The 17,520-nt window shown below is 62.2% G+C and carries 15 protein-coding genes; 12 read left to right on the top strand and 3 right to left on the bottom strand.

The features are described 5' to 3' along the window. Positions 1–87: 87 nt before the first annotated feature. The 5 genes from FEZ59_RS10820 to FEZ59_RS10800 all read left to right on the top strand — a co-directional run bounded on the left by FEZ59_RS10820 (position 88) and on the right by FEZ59_RS10800 (position 5,789). Complete coding sequence (locus tag FEZ59_RS10820) at positions 88–885, top strand: enoyl-CoA hydratase (RefSeq protein ID WP_172932629.1); 798 nt, start codon at positions 88–90, stop codon at positions 883–885. Between the two features lie 44 nt (positions 886–929). Further along, positions 930–2,450, top strand: coding sequence for an acyl-CoA synthetase (locus FEZ59_RS10815; protein WP_172932628.1), 1,521 nt, complete (start codon positions 930–932; stop codon positions 2,448–2,450). Between the two features lie 120 nt (positions 2,451–2,570). Continuing rightward, a complete protein-coding gene (locus FEZ59_RS10810; RefSeq protein ID WP_019745415.1) occupies positions 2,571–3,737 on the top strand; it encodes an acyl-CoA dehydrogenase family protein in 1,167 nt (388 codons plus the stop codon). Between the two features lie 42 nt (positions 3,738–3,779). Next, positions 3,780–4,520, top strand: a complete 741-nt coding sequence (fabG, locus tag FEZ59_RS10805) for a 3-oxoacyl-ACP reductase FabG (protein WP_172932627.1) — start codon at positions 3,780–3,782, stop codon at positions 4,518–4,520. Positions 4,521–4,592: 72 nt separating this feature from the next. Further along, entirely contained in the window at positions 4,593–5,789 is a 1,197-nt protein-coding gene (locus FEZ59_RS10800) for a CaiB/BaiF CoA-transferase family protein (protein ID WP_021345615.1), read from the top strand. A 5-nt stretch (positions 5,790–5,794) separates the two neighbouring features. Here the strand turns inward: FEZ59_RS10800 and FEZ59_RS10795 are convergent, their stop codons facing one another. Further along, entirely contained in the window at positions 5,795–7,015 is a 1,221-nt protein-coding gene (locus FEZ59_RS10795) for an acetyl-CoA C-acetyltransferase (RefSeq protein WP_151532262.1), read from the bottom strand. Positions 7,016–7,325: 310 nt separating this feature from the next. Between FEZ59_RS10795 and FEZ59_RS10790 the strand changes: the two genes are divergently transcribed. Beyond that, positions 7,326–8,516, top strand: coding sequence for an acyl-CoA dehydrogenase family protein (locus FEZ59_RS10790; RefSeq protein ID WP_069145558.1), 1,191 nt, complete (start codon positions 7,326–7,328; stop codon positions 8,514–8,516). 50 nt (positions 8,517–8,566) lie between these two features. Here the strand turns inward: FEZ59_RS10790 and FEZ59_RS10785 are convergent, their stop codons facing one another. Continuing rightward, positions 8,567–10,237, bottom strand: a complete 1,671-nt coding sequence (locus FEZ59_RS10785) for a chitobiase/beta-hexosaminidase C-terminal domain-containing protein (RefSeq protein ID WP_092764250.1) — start codon at positions 10,235–10,237, stop codon at positions 8,567–8,569. A gap of 181 nt (positions 10,238–10,418) precedes the next feature. Between FEZ59_RS10785 and FEZ59_RS10780 the strand changes: the two genes are divergently transcribed. Beyond that, positions 10,419–11,309, top strand: a complete 891-nt coding sequence (locus tag FEZ59_RS10780) for a LysR family transcriptional regulator (protein ID WP_172932626.1) — start codon at positions 10,419–10,421, stop codon at positions 11,307–11,309. On the opposite strand, the gene FEZ59_RS10775 is transcribed toward FEZ59_RS10780, so the two are convergent. Beyond that, on the bottom strand, positions 11,243–12,187 hold the full coding sequence (locus tag FEZ59_RS10775; protein WP_172932625.1) for a LysR family transcriptional regulator: 945 nt from the start codon (positions 12,185–12,187) through the stop codon (positions 11,243–11,245). The genes FEZ59_RS10780 and FEZ59_RS10775 overlap by 67 nt on opposite strands. A gap of 187 nt (positions 12,188–12,374) precedes the next feature. Between FEZ59_RS10775 and FEZ59_RS10770 the strand changes: the two genes are divergently transcribed. Genes FEZ59_RS10770 through FEZ59_RS10750 form a run of 5 tightly spaced genes read left to right on the top strand, consistent with a single transcriptional unit; the run spans position 12,375 to position 17,518 of the window. Beyond that, on the top strand, positions 12,375–13,934 hold the full coding sequence (locus FEZ59_RS10770; protein ID WP_172932624.1) for a long-chain-fatty-acid--CoA ligase: 1,560 nt from the start codon (positions 12,375–12,377) through the stop codon (positions 13,932–13,934). Further along, the gene (locus FEZ59_RS10765) at positions 13,931–14,977 is read left to right on the top strand and encodes an MBL fold metallo-hydrolase (protein WP_003940131.1); all 1,047 of its coding nucleotides are present in this window, start codon (positions 13,931–13,933) and stop codon (positions 14,975–14,977) included. Before FEZ59_RS10770 ends, FEZ59_RS10765 begins: the two co-directional genes overlap by 4 nt. Positions 14,978–15,014: 37 nt before the next feature. Beyond that, the gene (locus tag FEZ59_RS10760) at positions 15,015–15,776 is read left to right on the top strand and encodes a crotonase/enoyl-CoA hydratase family protein (RefSeq protein ID WP_042952989.1); all 762 of its coding nucleotides are present in this window, start codon (positions 15,015–15,017) and stop codon (positions 15,774–15,776) included. Then, positions 15,773–16,585 carry an enoyl-CoA hydratase-related protein gene (locus FEZ59_RS10755; RefSeq protein ID WP_172932623.1) on the top strand — a complete coding sequence of 271 codons (813 nt, stop codon included), beginning with the start codon at positions 15,773–15,775 and terminating at the stop codon, positions 16,583–16,585. The genes FEZ59_RS10760 and FEZ59_RS10755 overlap by 4 nt, the downstream gene beginning before the upstream one ends. Positions 16,586–16,615: 30 nt before the next feature. Beyond that, a complete protein-coding gene (locus FEZ59_RS10750; RefSeq protein ID WP_019745405.1) occupies positions 16,616–17,518 on the top strand; it encodes a LysR family transcriptional regulator in 903 nt (300 codons plus the stop codon). Positions 17,519–17,520: the final 2 nt, after the last annotated feature.

The following is a 17,520-nucleotide window of genomic DNA, read 5'->3' as shown; positions in this document are numbered from 1 at the left end:
GTATTGACCGGACCGTATCGACGCGGCGCGAACAGATGCCCCTTTCGTCTCGTTGACCGGGACGGATTCGATTGGTAGAGAGAACACATGTCGCAGACACAGGTAGAAGACACTGCAGTGAAGATTTCCGTCGAGGAGTCGGTGGGACTCGGATTCCTGACGCTCGATCGGCCGGCGCGGCGCAATCCGCTCTCGGCGGAGACCATGCGCGAGGTGACGGCTGCCCTTCTCGAATTGTCTGCAGACGAGCGCGTGCGGGTCGTGATCGTGCGCGCCGAAGGCCCGGTGTTCTCCGCCGGCCACGATCTGACGGAGATGATCGGGAGAACCCTCGAAGACGAGCGGGCGATCTTCGACGGCTGTACCGAGATGATGGAGACCGTACAGCGGATTCCGCAGCCGGTGATTGCCGCAGTACAGGGCCCGGCTATCGCGGCGGGCTGCCAACTGGCCGCGTCGTGTGATCTGGTTGTTGCTGCGTCGAACGCTGTCTTCGGTACTCCCGGCGTCAAGATCGGACTGTTCTGCTCGACGCCCATGGTGGCCCTGAGCAGGGCAGTAGGGCGCAAGCGCTCGATGCAGATGTTGCTCACCGGGCAGACGATCGACGCCGACACCGCTGCGGACTGGGGTCTGGTGAACTTCGTCGTCGCGCCCGAAGACCTGGACCGAGAGGTGCGCGAACTGGCCGCCAAGATCACGACGGCCAGCCCCCTGACGGTGAAGATCGGTAAGCAAGCGTTTTATCACCAGATCGATCTGCCGCAAGCCCAGGCGTACGAGGCGATGGCGGAAACGATGGCAACCAATGCCGTGACCTGCGACGCTCAAGAAGGTATGCAAGCTTTTGTGGACAAGCGAAAGCCTGAATGGCGCAATAAGTAACGATCGCTCTTCCGGATTAGTTGGACGTCCTATAACCTGAGCGAATGAGCCTGGATCCACGCACCAACACCGTCGACGGAGTGCTTCGGCGCTCGGCAGCCAAGTACCCCGACCGCGTAGCCGTCGTCTTCGAAGATCGCACTCGCACCTACCGCGAACTCGACGACGCGGTGACGCGGGTCGCGGCCCACTTGCTCGGTCTGGGCCTCGAACACGGCGACCGCGTCGCGGCATACGGAACCAACTCCGACGCCTATGCAATCGGATTCCTTGCCTGTGCGCGAGCAGGTTTGGTGCATGTTCCGGTCAATTACGCACTGAAGGGGGAGGAACTCCGGTACCTCGTGGCGCAGTCAGGCGCCCGCGCGGTGTTGGTGGATCCGGCATTGGCGTCGACGCTCGACTCGGTTCGCTCCGACCTCGATCTCGACCACGTGATCGCACTGCGGGACGCGGAACTGTCGGTGGTCACGATCGGCGAGGCCGGCGAGGTGCCTGTTTTCGAACCGCGTGCGACGTCGACGGATCTGGCGCAACTGCTGTACACCTCGGGCACCACCTCGAAGCCCAAGGGCGCCATGATGTCTCACGGCGCGCTGGTTCACGAATATGTGTCCTCGGTGATCGCGCTCGGGCTCGACAAGAACGACAACCCGCTGATCTGCATGCCGATGTACCACTCCGCGGGCATGCACGTCTTCATGCTGCCGTACCTGTCCGTCGGTGCGACGGTCAGTCTGATGCAGGCGCCGGACATCCCGGAGATCCTGCGCCGCGTCGAAGCAGAAAAGATCGGATCGCTGTTCCTGGCCCCGACCGTGTGGGTACCGTTGGCCAACCATCCGGACCTCGAGACCCGCGATCTGTCTTCGCTCAAGAAGGCGCAGTACGGCGCCTCGATCATGCCGGTCACGGTGCTCAATCGTCTGCGTGTGCGTTACCCGGACATCGGCTTCTACAACTGCTTCGGCCAGTCCGAAATCGGTCCGCTGGCAACAGTTCTCCAGCCCGGCGAGCATGCTGATCGTCCGTCTTCTTGCGGGCGAGCGGTGTTCTTCGTCGAAACCCGCGTCGTCGACGCCGACGGAAACGACGTTACCGACGGTGAGTCCGGTGAGGTTCTCTACCGCTCACCGCAGCTGTGCAACGGCTACTGGGAAAATCCGGAAGCCACCGCCGACGCCTTCCGCGACGGCTGGTTCCATTCGGGCGATCTTGTCGTGCGGGACGAAGAAGGGTTCATCACGGTCGTCGACCGAATCAAGGACGTCATCAACACCGGCGGCATCCTGGTGGCGTCGCGCGAGGTCGAAGATGCGGTCTACACACACCCGGCTGTGGCAGAAGTTGCCGTGATCGGTACGCCCGACGAGAAGTGGATCGAGGCCGTCACCGCGATTGTCGTGCTCAAGGACGGCAACGACGAGTTGACGCCTGAGGCGTTGATTGCCCACGTCAAGGAGCGAATTGCCCCGTTCAAGGTCCCCAAGCACGTGCGTTTCGTGGCCGAACTCCCGCGAAATCAGAGCGGAAAGCTGCTCAAGCGGGAACTGCGCACCGTCTGACACCTGCTATAGGTTCTGCCTTACCTTCGGTTCGTTTTCAGGTCTTTGACTCCGATTGCCTCACGGTATTGACTTCGGAGGACGGCATGGACTTCGGAAACAGCAAGGTGAGTGGTGGGAATGCAGGTCGATGCAGATGACTTCGCAGATATCTTGGCGACTGCGCGGGAGTTCATCCGTAAGGAAGTAGTTCCGCGTGAGCAGGAGATTGCCGACACCGACGCCATTCCTGAGGACATACGCAAGAAGGCCGCAGCCATCGGGCTGTTCGGCTACGCGATTCCTCAGGAATGGGGTGGGCTCGGACTCGACCTCACCCAAGACGTCGAACTGGCAATGGAATTCGGCTACACGTCCCTGGCGCTGCGTTCGATGTTCGGTACCAACAACGGAATTGCCGGGCAGGTGCTGGTCGGCTTCGGTACCGACGAGCAGAAGGCTCAGTGGCTCGAGCGCATCGCCTCCGGCGACGTCGTGGCTTCCTTTGCTCTCACCGAACCCGGCGCGGGCTCAAACCCGGCCGGCCTTCGGACCAAGGCCGTTCTGGACGGATCCGAATGGGTGATCGACGGCAACAAGCGGTTCATCACCAATGCTCCACTGGCACAGCTGTTCGTGGTGTTCGCGCGCACTCGCCCGGCGGATTCCGATGGTCCGGGAATTGCAGTCTTCCTGGTTCCGGCTGACACGCCAGGAGTCACAGTTGGTCCCAAGGACAAGAAGATGGGTCAGGAAGGTGCCTGGACCTCCGAGGTCACCTTCGACAACGTCCGGGTTCCCGAGTCGGCCCTCGTCGGTGGCGACCAGGACACCGGATACCGCGCAGCGATGACGTCTCTCGCGCGCGGACGAGTCCATATCGCGGCGCTCTCGGTGGGAGCAGCACAGCGAGCGCTCGACGAATCTGTCGCGTTCTCCGTGGTCACGGAACAGGGCGGCACCGCTATCGGTGACTTCCAACTGGTTCAAGCGATGCTGGCTGACCAGCAGGCCGGTGTCATGGCCGGGCGTGCGATGGTGCGTGAGGTGGCTGCGCGGTACGTCAGCGGTGAGGATCGACGTCTCGGCCCCTCGGCGGCAAAGCTTTTCTGCACCGAGATGGTGGGCAAGGTCGCGGATCTCGCCGTGCAGATCCACGGTGGCAACGGGTACATGCGCGGTGTGCCGGTCGAACGCATCTACCGTGAAGTTCGCCTGTTGCGCCTGTACGAGGGAACCAGCGAGATCCAGCGACTGATTCTCGGCGGTGGGCTCGTGGCGCAAGCGAAAAAGCAAAACCAGCGCTGACACCTTTACCTGACGAGCTTTAACCTCACGAACGGAGTGGACATGGGATTGTTGGACGGCAAGGTTGCGGTAGTGACCGGCGGAGCGCAGGGCATCGGGCTCGAAATTGCGCGCACCTTCATCAAGGAAGGTGCGAACGTCGTTCTCGGCGACATCAACGAAACCGTCGGAACGGCTGCGGTCGCCGAACTCGGTGGAGAGTCGGTCGCCCGTTTCGCTTCCTGCGACGTGCGTGATTCCGGACAGGTCGAGGCCATGCTCGATCTGGCCGAAAGTGCTTTCGGTCCAGTCGATGTCATGGTCAACAACGCCGGCATGACGCGCGACGCCACGATGCGGAAGATGACCGAGCAGGACTTCGACGACGTGATCGCCGTTCACCTCAAGGGCGCCTGGAACGGAACACGCGCTGCCGCCGCCCGCATGCGCGAGCGTGAGGCGGGCGCAATCGTGAACATCTCGTCGATCTCCGGCAAGGTGGGCATGCTCGGGCAGACCAACTACTCGGCCGCCAAGGCCGGCATCGTCGGTCTGACGAAAGCCGCGGCAAAGGAGGTCGCGTTCAAGAACGTTCGCGTCAACGCCGTTCAGCCCGGACTTGTCCGCACGGCGATGACCGAGGCGATGCCCGAACGGATCTGGAACGAGAAGCTTGCCGAGATCCCGATGGGGCGCGCGGCCGAGCCCTCGGAGGTTGCTTCGGTTGTACTGTTCCTCGCGAGCGACCTCTCGAGCTACATGACGGGCACGGTTCTCGAGATCACCGGCGGCCGCCACATCTGATCCGTCCTGTTCGAGTGCAAGAATTCAGAGTGTAAAACTTCTGGGTGTAAAACTTCTGGGGTGACTACTGACATGGGACAGCCGAACTCGGATCTTCCGCTCGACGGAATCACCGTGGTTGCACTCGAACAGGCGGTGGCGGCACCGCTCGCCACCAGGCATCTCGCGGACATGGGTGCGCGGGTGATCAAGATAGAACGCGTCGGCGAGGGCGATTTTGCGCGTCACTACGACCGGGCGGTTCATGGTCAGGCGTCACACTTCGTGTGGCTCAACCGTTCCAAGGAATCGATCGCTGTCGACGTGAAGTCGGAATCCGGCCGGCAAATCGTTCTCGATCTTGTCGCGCGAGCCGATGTGTTCCTACAGAATCTGGCTCCCGACGCAGCTGCGCGACTGGGGTTCGGCGCGGAGGAACTGCGCGAGAAATTCCCACAGCTCATCGTGATCGAAATGTCCGGATACGGCAGTGCCGGCCCACGGCGTGAGCGCAAGGCCTACGACATGTTGGTCCAAGCCGAGACCGGAATGATCTCCGTGACAGGCACACCGGAGACGGCCACCAAGACCGGCATCCCGGTCTCCGACATCGCGGCAGGAATGTACGCGCTGACTTCGATTCTGAGCGCCCTGTTCCGTAGAGAGCGAACGGGTAAGGGAGCGCTCGTCGAGGTCTCGATGTTCGATTCCACCGTCGAATGGCTCGGGCATCCGATGTACATGAAAATGTATGCAGACAAGCAGATTCCGCGGGTCGGTCTCGGCCATGCGGCGATCGTTCCCTACGATTCGTATCCCACGGCCGACGGCGAGATCCTGATCGGCGTCCAGAACGATCGTGGATGGCGTGCACTGATGGTGGACGTGTTCGAGCGAGAGGATCTGGTCGACCATCCGCGCTTTTCCACCAACATCGTGCGCGTCGAAAATCGCGTCGAGGTAGACGAATTGGTGGGTTCCCTGACTCGTCTGTATTCGACGGCAGATCTGGATCAACGCCTTGCCGCCGCCGGTGTCCCGGCCGCTGCACTCAACGACATGGCAGGTCTACTGGAACATCCGCAGTTGGAGAAGCGTGCCAGGTGGAGGTCCGTGGGCACCGAAAACGGGCCGATCGATGCGGTGCTGCCTCCGATGACGTACTCGGACGTCGAAATGCGCATGGGTGACGTTCCGGCACTCGGCCAGCAGACGGATTCTCTGCTGGCCGAGTTGGGGCGTACGGGAGACCAGATCGCGGACCTTCGCCGCGACGGATCGATCGGTTGACGCTTCTAGCGTCGCAGGTTCTCGAACACCGCTGCAATCCCTTGTCCGCCACCGATACACATGGTCTCGATCCCGTACCGTCCCTGGCGCCGGTCGAGTTCGCGCAGCAGATTGGCGAGGATCCGCCCACCGGTGGCACCGACAGGATGTCCGAGCGAGATCCCGGAACCGTTGACGTTGAAGCGCTCCTCGATGTCCTGCGCGCTCAATCCCCAGGCCTTGGCGCACGCGAGAACCTGTGCGGCGAATGCCTCGTTGACTTCGATGAGGTCGATGTCGTCGAGCGACAGATCGACACGGGAGAGAGCTTTCGCCACGGCAGGCACCGGTCCGATGCCCATCCGGTTCGGCTCCACACCCGCCACACCCCAGCTGACCAGTTTCGCGAACGGTCGCAGGCCAAGGCGTTCGGCGTTGGCCGCAGTGGTGACGATGGCCGCGGCTCCGGCGTCGTTCTGGCCGCAGGCGTTTCCGGCGGTGACTGTGGCTTCGGGGTCGACTCGACCTCGAATGGGGCGCAGTGCAGCAAGATCGGACAGCTGAATCCCTCGGCGTGGATGCTCGTCGCGAGTGACGACTGTCTGCTCACCACGGCGCCCGCGCACCGAAACGGGAATGGTCTCGTCGTCGAAATGCCCACTGTCCTGGGCATGAACGGCCCGTTCGTGCGATCGCACCGCGTATCGGTCCTGCTCGTCGCGGGTGATCGAGTACTCCCGGCGCAAGTTCTCGGCGGTCTCGATCATGCCGCCTTCAACCGGAAAGTTGACTCCGCCGGAGTTCGTGCGCGGTTTGGCCAATCGGTCGTGGAACTCGACTGAAGGGCGCTTTGTGCCCCAACGCATATCGGTGGAGTAGAACTCGGTTCCGCTCATACTCTCGGCGCCGCCGGCGATGACCAGATCACTCATCCCGGTCTGTACCTGCATCGCGGCGTAGATGATCGCCTGCAATCCCGAACCGCAACGGCGATCGAGTTGTATTCCGGGAACGGACACGTCCAGACCGGCGTCGAGTGCCGCGATTCGTCCGATGGCCGCGGCCTCTCCGTTGGCGTAACCCTGACCGAAGATGACGTCGTCGACATCGGTGGACGCAATGCCGGTTCGTTCGACGAGGCCACGCACAACAGTGCTGGCGAGAGTGGTGACGGGAACGTCCTTGAAGACTCCGCCGAATCCGCCCACCGGGGTGCGAACGGGTTCACAGATGACTGCGTCGTGCATGGAATGCGCCTGTCTCGAGGAGAGGTGGGGAATGCGTCGCGTGAACGGGCCGATCGAAGGGCCCCATCGCGACCTGGCCACTCGAATATCCAGCACGCGTGGCGCGGTTGTCAACAGCAGGAACGACCTGTTCGGACATAGTTTCCGCCATACGGTTCGTATGCGAAATCGACTTTGACACATATACCGTTCGGGGATTGAATGGATGCAGCGTCTCTGCCGCACACATGTCGCGGTGGGGTGAAAGTTCCTGGAGTCGAATCAGTTTCGTCGACAGGAGAGCACGAAGTACCGACAGACAGGTGGAACAGTGACTCGTTTGGCGCAGACGGCGGGATTGACCGAGACCCAGAGCGACATCGTCGGGGCGGTACGCGAGTTCGTCGATCGTGTGGTCATCCCCGCGGCGCAGGAGCTCGAACACTCCGATACGTACCCGACCGACATCGTCAAGCAGATGAAGGACATGGGTCTGTTCGGACTGACCATCGACCCCGAGTACGGGGGTATCGGCGAATCATTGCTCACCTACGCGCTGTGCGTCGAAGAGTTGGCCCGTGGATGGATGAGCGTGTCCGGCGTCATCAACACGCATTTCATCGTGGCTCACATGATCTCCGCGCACGGGACGCCGGAACAGAAGGCGAAGTACCTGCCACGTCTGGCGTCCGGGGAACTCACCGGCGCATTTTCCATGTCGGAACCGGCCCTGGGTTCCGATGTTGCTGCCATATCGACCAAGGCGAAGCGTACGGAGTCAGGCGATTACGTGATCACCGGCCAGAAGATGTGGCTGACCAACGGTGGTTCGTCGACGTTGGTGGCAGTCCTCGTCAAGTCGGACGAGGGCGCGGAGAAGCCGCACAACAATCTGACGACGATATTGATCGAGAAGCCCGCAGGTTTCGGCGAGGTACTCCCGGGCCTGACCATTCCGGGCAAGCTCGAGAAGATGGGCTACAAGGGAATCGACACCACGGAGATGATTTTCGACGGCTTCGAGATCGGAGCCGAAGAGGTCCTCGGTGGCATTCCCGGCTTGGGATTTCGGCACATGATGGACGGCGTCGAGGTCGGCCGGGTCAACGTCGCCGCGCGTGCGTGCGGAATCGCCCAGCGCGCTTTCGAACTGGCTGTCACCTACGCCAAGCAGCGCGAGACGTTCGGCAAGCCGATCGCCGAGCATCAGGCCATCGCGTTCCGGATCGCCGAAATGGGCACCAAAGTCGAAGCGGCACATCTGATGATGGTCAACGCTGCCAGGCTCAAGGACTCGGGTGAGCGCAACGACGTCGCCGCGGGTATGGCGAAGTATCTGGCGAGTGAATTCTGCTCGGAGGTCACGCAGGACAGCTTCCGTATCCATGGTGGATACGGCTACTCCAAGGAATACGAGATCGAGCGGTTGATGCGTGAGGCGCCGTTCCTTCTGATCGGTGAAGGCACCAGCGACATCCAGAAGCAGATCATCAGCAAGGGCCTGCTTCGCACGTACAACTGAGCCGAGAAGCGGCACCGCGAACATGCGCGGTGCCGCTTTGTCGTGTCGGGTCAGCGGGTGAAGGCCAGGGTTGTCACCGGTGACCGGTTGCCGTATGCGTCAACGGCTTCGACGCGGGCTTCGTATGCGGTGCCCGCTGCGGCATCGGGAATCGGAATGTCGAGGCTGTTCGGCCGCGGCATGAAGTAGAAGTCCGAGAGCACCTTCGACGAGACCACCTTCGCTCCGGTGGCTGTGTCCGTGACCTCGACGGCGTAGTGGTGCACCATCTGATCGTCCTTGGCCTGCGCGATCCGTAGCGCAGTTTCACCGTTCGCTCCGGTGCTCACCGAGAGTGGGGTGGCTGTGGTGAATTCCGGTGCATTCGTGTTTCGTGCACCCGAGGTGTAGCGGAAGTTGTCCTTGATCTGCTGGTTGGTCGACCCGTCGAGTTCGACCGTCCAACCCGAGCCGCTCAGCGTGCCCGCGCTCGAGTACGGCGGCTGCCAGTTGGCTGACCACGCGCCTCCGGTGTAGATGTCGTGCTTGTCTGCCGCCATGTTGATGCGGTTGATTTCCGTGCGGTCCTGGTAGACCTCCACGAAGAGCGCTTGGGCAGTGGGTGATTCGAAACGGTTCGCGAGACCGGACTCGGTCACCATCTGGTAGCCGTGATCGATTTCGATGTACGACATCGAGCCGTCGTTGACCGACGTGAAGTCACGCTGATGGATCGACCGGTCGTCGTTGTTGTTCAGATGTGAGTGCCCGGAGAAGAAGATTGCCTGAGGGAAGGCGCTCAAGTCTTCGGTCAGTCGAGGGTTCGACGCCTGCTGGCCGTCCATGGCTGTGTTGCTTGCCGGCCGGTGTCCCTGGACCAGGATCGGTTTGGTCAGGTTCCCGGACTCCGCGGTGATTTCGGTCAGGCGGGACTTCAGCCAATTACGTTGCGCTGAATCATTGTTGTACGTCTCGGTGTTGACCGTGAAGAGATGGACACCGCTGACGTCGGATTCGTAGTATCCGCCACCGGAATCCGGGAACCACTCCGCCGGATATCCGGCTCTGATTGCCGCGAGACTTGCATCGTGATTGCCGTTGGAGATCAGGAGTTGTGTGTCGTTCATGCCCTTCCTGGCGAGGTTTGCCTGGAAGATTTCTGCGACGATCTTGTGGTCAGGCCCCTTGCCGTCTCCGTTGTCGTTGATCATGTCGCCGTTGGAGAGGATCGCGTCGGGTTTCGGAAAGATGGAACCGATTGTGTCGAAAAAGCTTTCGTACTTCTTGTCGTTGTTCGCGTGGTCGCCGACGTGGACGTCGGACATCACGACGACCTGAGCCAGCGGCTTCTCCGAGGTCTTGATCAGGTAGCCGAACGAGACGGCCGCGCTCGCGTGATCGCCGCGGAAAGCGGCGACAGTGACGTTGGTGTCCTGTGCGATCTGCAGCGGACGTCCCGGTGTGGCAGCTTGGCTGTCGGTGGTGGGTGTCGTTCCGTCCAAGGTGTAGCGGACGGTGGCGCCGCGCTCGGCGGTGAAGGTCAGATCGACAGGGTGCTCGTACCGTCCGCCGGGGACGCTGACGCCGGGCGCCGCGGGCGGCGTGTTGTTCTCGCCCGAAGAGCTACCCCATTCGAAGGATGAACTGCCCCAGCTGGGTTCGGCTTGGGATTCGGCGGGGGCGATGCCGGGAACGGCGAGAGCCGCGGTCACGGCTGCTATCGCGATGGTCGTACGTCTCACGAGGATTCCTTGTCTTCGACGCGGTGGTTCAGACCCATCCGTAATTGGTCTGGACCAATTACGCTAGGTGGCGCCGGGTAGAAAAAGGTGTGTCCTGTATGTCCGACTAGTGAAGCGTGTATGAACACCGTCCGCGCTTGCCGGCGGTACTGTCGGCTGCGCTTATGGCAAAGTCGATGGCGTGGACCTACGTCAGATCGAGTACTTCCTTGCCGTTGCCGGTGGGGAGTCCTTGTCGACGGCTGCGCAGAATCTGTCGGTCACCAAGCCGTCGCTGTCGCAGGGTATTCGTGGTCTCGAGCGTGAACTCGGAGTCGAACTGTTTCACCGTGTCGGTCGCGGTTTGGTTCTGACGGCGGCAGGTCGGGCGTTGGTAGGGCCGGCGCGGCAGATGATGCGCAGCAGTGCGGCCGCATTCAATGTCGCGACCGGGACGGCCGACGAGCCTCGTGGGCGGTTCGACATCTGCTCCGCGGCACATGGTCTCGAAGGTCCGATCGCACGCATCGTGGCGGACTTTCGAGAGCGGTGGCCGGCTGTGACCGTTCGGGTCGGTGAACTGCCGCAGGGTGCAACGTCTGAGCAGGTGTTGGCAGACGGCGCATGTGAGGTGGTCTTCAGCTATTGGCCACCCGACATGTCGGCGCTGTCCACGAAAGTGATCGGGGTGAACGAATACTGGCTGGCAGTGCCGTCGGGGGTTCATCCTGACGTCTGGCCGAATGGTGTGAAACCCGCTGCGGGAGAGCCGGTGTCATTGACGGCATTGCCCGATCTCCCCGTGGTGGGTGTGCTCAAACACTCGCGGGCTCGGCTTGCCATCGAGTCGTCTCTGCAGGCCGCCGGGGCCCGGACTCGGATGTCGACGGAGTTGGCGCAGCGGGAGACCGTCGGCGCCTTCGTCTTTGCGGGTTTGGGCATGGCATTCATGGAGCGTTCGTTGGCCGAGAGATCGGTCGCGTCCGGCGCGGAGATATTTCCGGTGGAGCCCGCGATCTCACTGAATTACGGCATCGAGTTCGATCCGGAGACGCTCTCGCCGTTGGGCAGGCTGTTCGTGGACGGTTTGTGACGTGTGGAGACGTTCTCGATGTACGCAGACCCGGCCGGCGAGAGCGGGCCGTCGCGGTAGACCAAGATCGTCTGCCCCGTGATCGGTGGGAGAAGCGAGCGAACCTCAGATGCTGGGGAGTCTTGTTCGGCGATCGATCTGGGCAGCAGCGCGGCGCCTACACCTTGCCCGACCATTTCCCGGACGGCAAGGCGATCAGGTACTTCCACGACGACGTTGGTGAGCTCCAGATCGTCGTCGATCGAATGCCCGCGCCGAAATGTCGATGGCTCGACCACCATCGGCAGGCGCGCAACCACGGCGCGCGCAACCGGATCGGGGAGGTCTGTGGCCAGGCGAACGGGGATCGACAAGACCGTTTCCTGGGTACTCACGGCAATTTCTCGAAGCCCGTCGGAGACATCGGTACCCGGGTGGGTCTCGAGAAACCCGAGTTCACACGTACCTGCTCTGACCAGCGCGCGCACGTCCTGTGCGTTCGGGACGGCGTTCGTGGAGAACCGAATTCCGGGCGCCGTCAGATGGAGGCGTCCGGCGACCTCTGCAACGGGGTCGATGGCAAGATCGGACTGAACAGCTATGGCGAGTTCGCCGGCGCGCAAAGCGGTTACTGCGGCCACCGCGGCTTCGGCCCGAGCAACGTCGGCGAGCAACGCACGTGCAGAATCGGTAATTGCCAGTCCGACTGTGGTGGGAGCCAGACCGCGAGTGGTGCGCTCGAAGAGTGTGGCTCCGAGTGCTCGTTCGAGGTTGCGTACGGCCTGCGAGAGTGACGGTTGCGAGATACGCAGGACGTCCGCGGCGGCGGTGACGCTGCCGTGATCGACGACGGCGACGAGATACTGCGCGCTGCGTATGTCCATCCCGGGTGCCTGCATCTGACAAATTCTCGCAGATGACGACGCCTTGGCGCCTGCGACTTGCTGCGACCTGCAGACATAGGTCTCAGCTATGGCTCTGTGCGCCTTCTCGTCTTTGTGGCGCAGGCCATAGCGATGGTCGACTGTTCCAGTACCACCGACCGCGGTTCGTGCTCGGTGAGTACCTGGAACACAGGAGCGTGATGTGAGCGAGCTTCACCTACCCAACCGGATACGCCACTCGGCGTCGACACGGCCGTCCGATCCGGCGATCACGTGCGGCGACCGAACTTTGACATGGGCTGAGCTGGATGGCGAGACCAGTACCTTGGCGAGCGCGCTGGCAGAAGTGACCGCAGCCGGTGCTCGCGTCGGTGCGCTATTGCGGATGGGGCTCGAAGGTGCGGAAACCTTCATCGCGTGTGCGAAGGCAGGCGCTGTGTTCATCCCGTTGAACTGGCGGCTCAACCCACTCGAACTCGTCGACATCGCCGAGGACGCGGAGCTCGACGTCTTGATCGTCGATGACGAGTTCGCCGCGGGGGCGGCGGCGATGTCCGCAGCGTTGCCGGAGATCGAGGTCATAACCGTGGGAGCTGCAGGGGGCCTGCCGGATTCGCGAACCTGGGCGGAGTTCGTGGCCTCCGGGAACGGCGTCGACCCCGGACAGGGGCACGATCCGGACGCAGCAGTTCTGCAGCTGTACACGTCCGGGACAACCGGCCGGCCCAAGGGCGTCGTGGCCACGCACCGGAATCTATACAACGAGCCAGAGGGGTTCGATGTCTACGAATTCGGTTCGAATGCAGTCGCACTCGACGCACTTCCCCTCTTTCACATCGCCGGCGCCGGCTGGATGAGTACGTGCTTGTCGGCCGGAGTGCCTTTGGTGCTGCTCGGAGACATGGCGCCGACTCGGGTTGCTGATGCCATCGCGACTCACCATGTCACCCACGCATTTCTGGTGCCTGCCGTCATTCAGACGCTGGTAGATCTGCCCACTCTCGACAGTTTCGATCTGACCAGCCTGGAGGTGGTCGCCTATGGGGCGTCGCCGATCACTCCGGCACTCCTCGCTCATGCGATGACTGTCTTGAACTGCAAATTCGTCCAGCGATACGGGATGACCGAGACAACTGGTTCGGTATCCGTCCTTCGTGCCTTCGACCATCATGTGAGCGGTCCGCGTTCGGAGTTGCTCCGCTCGGCGGGAAAACCGATGATCGGCGTCGAGATCTCCATTCGAGACGTCACAACTGGGGAGGTATTGCCGCCCAACAAATCCGGTGAGATCGTTGCACGCAGCAGAAACAACACTCGCGGGTACTGGCGACGTGACCGAGAGACCGCGGAACTGTTCACTAAGGACGGCTTTCTCCGAACAGGCGACGCCGGCCATCTGGACGACGAGGGGTATCTGTTCGTCACCGATCGCCTCAAGGACATGATCATCACCGGCGGTGAGAACGTCTATCCGATCGAGGTGGAATCCATTCTGGCCGAACACCCCTCGGTTGCCGAGGTCGCGGTGGTCGGGGTTCCGGACAAGCGCTGGGGTGAATCCGTCACCGCGGTGGTCAAACTGGTCGACGGTGCCGACGTGCCGAGCGTCGACGAGTTGATCGCGTTCAGCACAGCGAAGTTGGCGTCGTACAAGAAACCTCGCCAGATCCATTTCGTGGACTCCTTGCCTCGCAACGCGAGCGGGAAACTGCTCAAGTCGAGCCTGCGGACCATGCTGAACGCGAGCGGAGAAGCATCATGATCGTGACCGAAGACGTCGGTGTCGCACAACGTGAGGCGTGGGCGAACAAAGTCCTTCCACCGGTGGAACAGGTGCGGGACGGACTGTGGTCGATCCCTGTTCCCATGCCGGACAACCCTTTGCGTTACGTGCTCGTCTACGCACTCGCGCTCGACGACGGACTTGCCCTCATCGACGTCGGTTGGGATCACGAACAGTCGTGGCAGGCTCTCGTCGACGGCATAGCATCGATCGGATACCACGTTTCCGAAGTGCGCTATGCGGCAATCACGCACCTGCATCCCGATCACTTCGGTCTGGCGCCGCGTCTTCGGCAGGTCAGCGGCGCAACGCTTGCGATGCACGTGGCCGACGCGACGCTCCTCGGATACCACGGTCCCGAGCAGACCCGCGACGACATCAGTGGCTGGAACCTGCAATTGTCCGAACTCGGCGCACCGGCCGAAGTGCTCGACGCGTCTCGGGTCGACCTGGTGCGGTTCGCTGAGCACGAAACCATCGACATTGTTCTGGGAGATGGTGATTCACTCGATCTTCCCGGGTGGAATCTCCGGGCTCAGTGGACACCGGGGCACACTCCCGGACATCTCTGCTTCGTGGAAGAGGACAGAGGCTTGTTGTTCAGCGGCGATCACATGCTGCCGAGGATCAGCCCGAACATCTCCACGATTCCCGGTGAACTCGAGAACCCGCTTCATCGTTATCTTCTCTCGCTCGAGGCGACGACAACACTGGGCGAGTGCGAAGTGCTTCCGGCACATGAATATCGATTCCGTGGGATCGCCGATCGTGCACGTCAATTGATGGGGCACCACGAGGAGCGATTGGCGGAGATCGTGGCTGCGGTTCAGGATGAGCCCGAATCCACGGCCTGGGAACTCTCACGCACGATCTCCTGGTCTCGCCCGTTCGAACAGATGTCGCCGCGACTACTTCGCTTGGCAGTCCGCGAAACCCATGCTCATCTCGTTGTTTTGGCCAAGCGGGAGATCGTGACACCGTCCGGCGGCACACCCGTGCGCTGGAGCATTCGCGCGCAGTGACCTTTCAAGAATCTCATCACGGAAGTAGGAACCGAACATGAGCGTCGTGCTCACCGACTTCGCCGACGGCGTTGCCGTCATCACCCTCAATCGTCCCGAGGCCAAGAACGCGGTCAATCTCGAACTTGCCGAAGCCTTGGCTGCCGCCATCGACGAGTTCGAGAACAGGTCCGACCTCACCATCGGTATTCTGACCGGGTCCGGTGGAACCTTCTGCGCCGGTATGGATCTCAAGGGATTTGCGCGCGGGGAACGGCCATCGCTGCCGGGTCGTGGTTTTGCCGGTCTGACCGAGGCTCCGCCGTCGAAGCCGCTGATCGCAGCCGTCGAGGGGTGGGCCCTCGCCGGCGGGTGCGAACTTGCGTTGGCGGCCGATCTGATCGTGGCGTCCACGGATGCGAAATTCGGCTTGCCCGAAGTGAAGCGTGGGCTTGCCGCGGCCGCCGGTGGCCTTTTGCGTCTGCCCAAGATCCTCCCGTACCAGTTGGCCATGGAAATCGCGATCACCGGGGATCCGCTCAGTGCCACCGTGGCGCATCATCACGGCTTGGTCAATCGGCTCGCCGAACCTGGACAGGCGCTGACCGTCGCACGCGAGCTTGCGGCCCGAGTAGCGGCAAACGGTCCACTGGCTGTTCGCGCGACCAAGCAGGTACTGGCGATGTCCGCCAAGTACACCGATCCGGATGCCTTTGTCGCGCAACGCGAATTCATCGATCCGGTCTTCACCTCACGTGACGCCAAGGAAGGTGCAACGGCATTTGCTGAGAAGCGCTCTCCCGTGTGGAGTGGTTCATGAGTGCCGAGACGATCGAGCGCGCGGCCGTAAGCATCGAACGTGACGGTGCTGTCGCGACGATTGTTCTGTGTCGGCCGCACCGCCGCAACGCTCTCGATCTCGACGCCTGGATCGCTCTACGTGAAGCAGTCCTCGAACTTCAAGAGGATTCGCAGATTCGCTCTGTGATCCTGACCGGCGCGGACGGGACCTTCTGTGCGGGATCCGATCTGGACAAACGCGGCTCGTCGCACCCTCTCGATCGCATGCGTGTCATCAACGCAACGGCCATCGCACTGGGTGAGTTTCCCAAGCCTCTGGTGGCGAAGGTCGACGGGTTTGCCGTCGGAGCCGGATGGAACATGGCGTTGCTCTGCGACTTCGTCGTGGCAGCCAAGGGCGCGAAGTTCAGCCAGATCTTTGCCAAACGGGGGTTGTCTGTCGACTTCGGGGGTTCGTGGATCCTGCCGAGACTGGTCGGCCTCCAGCAAGCGAAGCGACTGGTGATGCTCGCCGAGACGATCGACGCACAGGAAGCCTACGAGCTCGGGCTGGTGACCTATCTGGTCGGGCCGGGTGAACTGGACGAACACACGTCGAAGCTTGCGCAGCGGCTCGCTGACGGTCCGCCAGCCGCATTGAGTCAGTCTGCCGCCATGCTCGAACATCACAGCTCACTCTCGTTGCGGGAAGCCTTGGACAACGAGGCGAGGGCGCAAGCGGTCAATTTTGCGACGGATGCTACCGACGCGGTTCGTGCCTTCGTTGAAAAGCGGGAGCCGGTCTTCACCGGAGAGTGGGCCGTACCAGGGCTAACTCGAGTGGAGTGAGCGTCAGATCGCTGGTCGTATGATGGATGAGTGGATCTGCATTTCGTTACCTACTTCGTCGCTGTCGTCGACCACGGTGGGATAACGAAGGCCGCTCAGGCTCTCTACATTTCGCAGCCCTCGCTGTCTCAGGCAATTCGCACGCTCGAGCGTCGACTCGGCGCCACGCTGTTCGACCGGACCGGTAGGCGGTTGGTTCTTACCGACGCGGGCCGCACGTTCGATCTCGCGGCCAGGAGAATCCTTGCCGACGTCGAGCGCGCGAAGGCGAAAGTGACCGCCGTTCGCGAACTCGAGTTCGGCCGGGTGGACGTCGTCTCGTACTCGGCGTTCTCCATCGATCCGATGGTCGAGTTGGTTCGTCGATTCCGGGCCAACTTTCCGAAGATCGTCGTGCGCGTCCTCGACACGTACGGCCCGGCCGGGGTCGACAATGCGTTACGGCGAGGGTCGGCCGAGGTCGGCGTCACCGATCTGAGTATCGGGTACGAAGGTTTGGTCACGGCTCCGATTGCCGCTCAGGAGTTGGTACTCGCCACCCATGCGTCGTTGTCCGGGCGGCTTGCAACGCCGTTGGCGGATCCGGTTCCGCGAACGCTCTTGCACAGTTTGCCGCTGGTGGTCGATCTCGGTGATCAATCGAATCAGTTCCGGGGTCTACTCAGCGAAGGCGCCGAGAACGTAGTCGTGGACTGTGTTCACCCAGTGACGACGTGGGAACTGGTTCGCCGCGGAATTGGCGCCACTGTCGTGCCGAGAAGGGTTGCGCAACAGCAGATGACAGACGTCTGCGCCTTCTCCTTCGATCCGCCGCTGACACGCGACGTCGGCATCGTCTATCGCTCGGGCGAGCAATCCCCGGCAGCCGCTGCATTCATCGCGACGGCTGCGGAAATGGCCACCTCCGCCGTTCCGTCCAAGGAAGAGGAGTGAAC

The organism is Rhodococcus sp. MS13 (assembly GCF_013277835.1).
Taxonomy (GTDB): domain Bacteria; phylum Actinomycetota; class Actinomycetes; order Mycobacteriales; family Mycobacteriaceae; genus Rhodococcus_F; species Rhodococcus_F erythropolis.
This window is presented reverse-complemented; position numbering and strand designations above follow the sequence as displayed.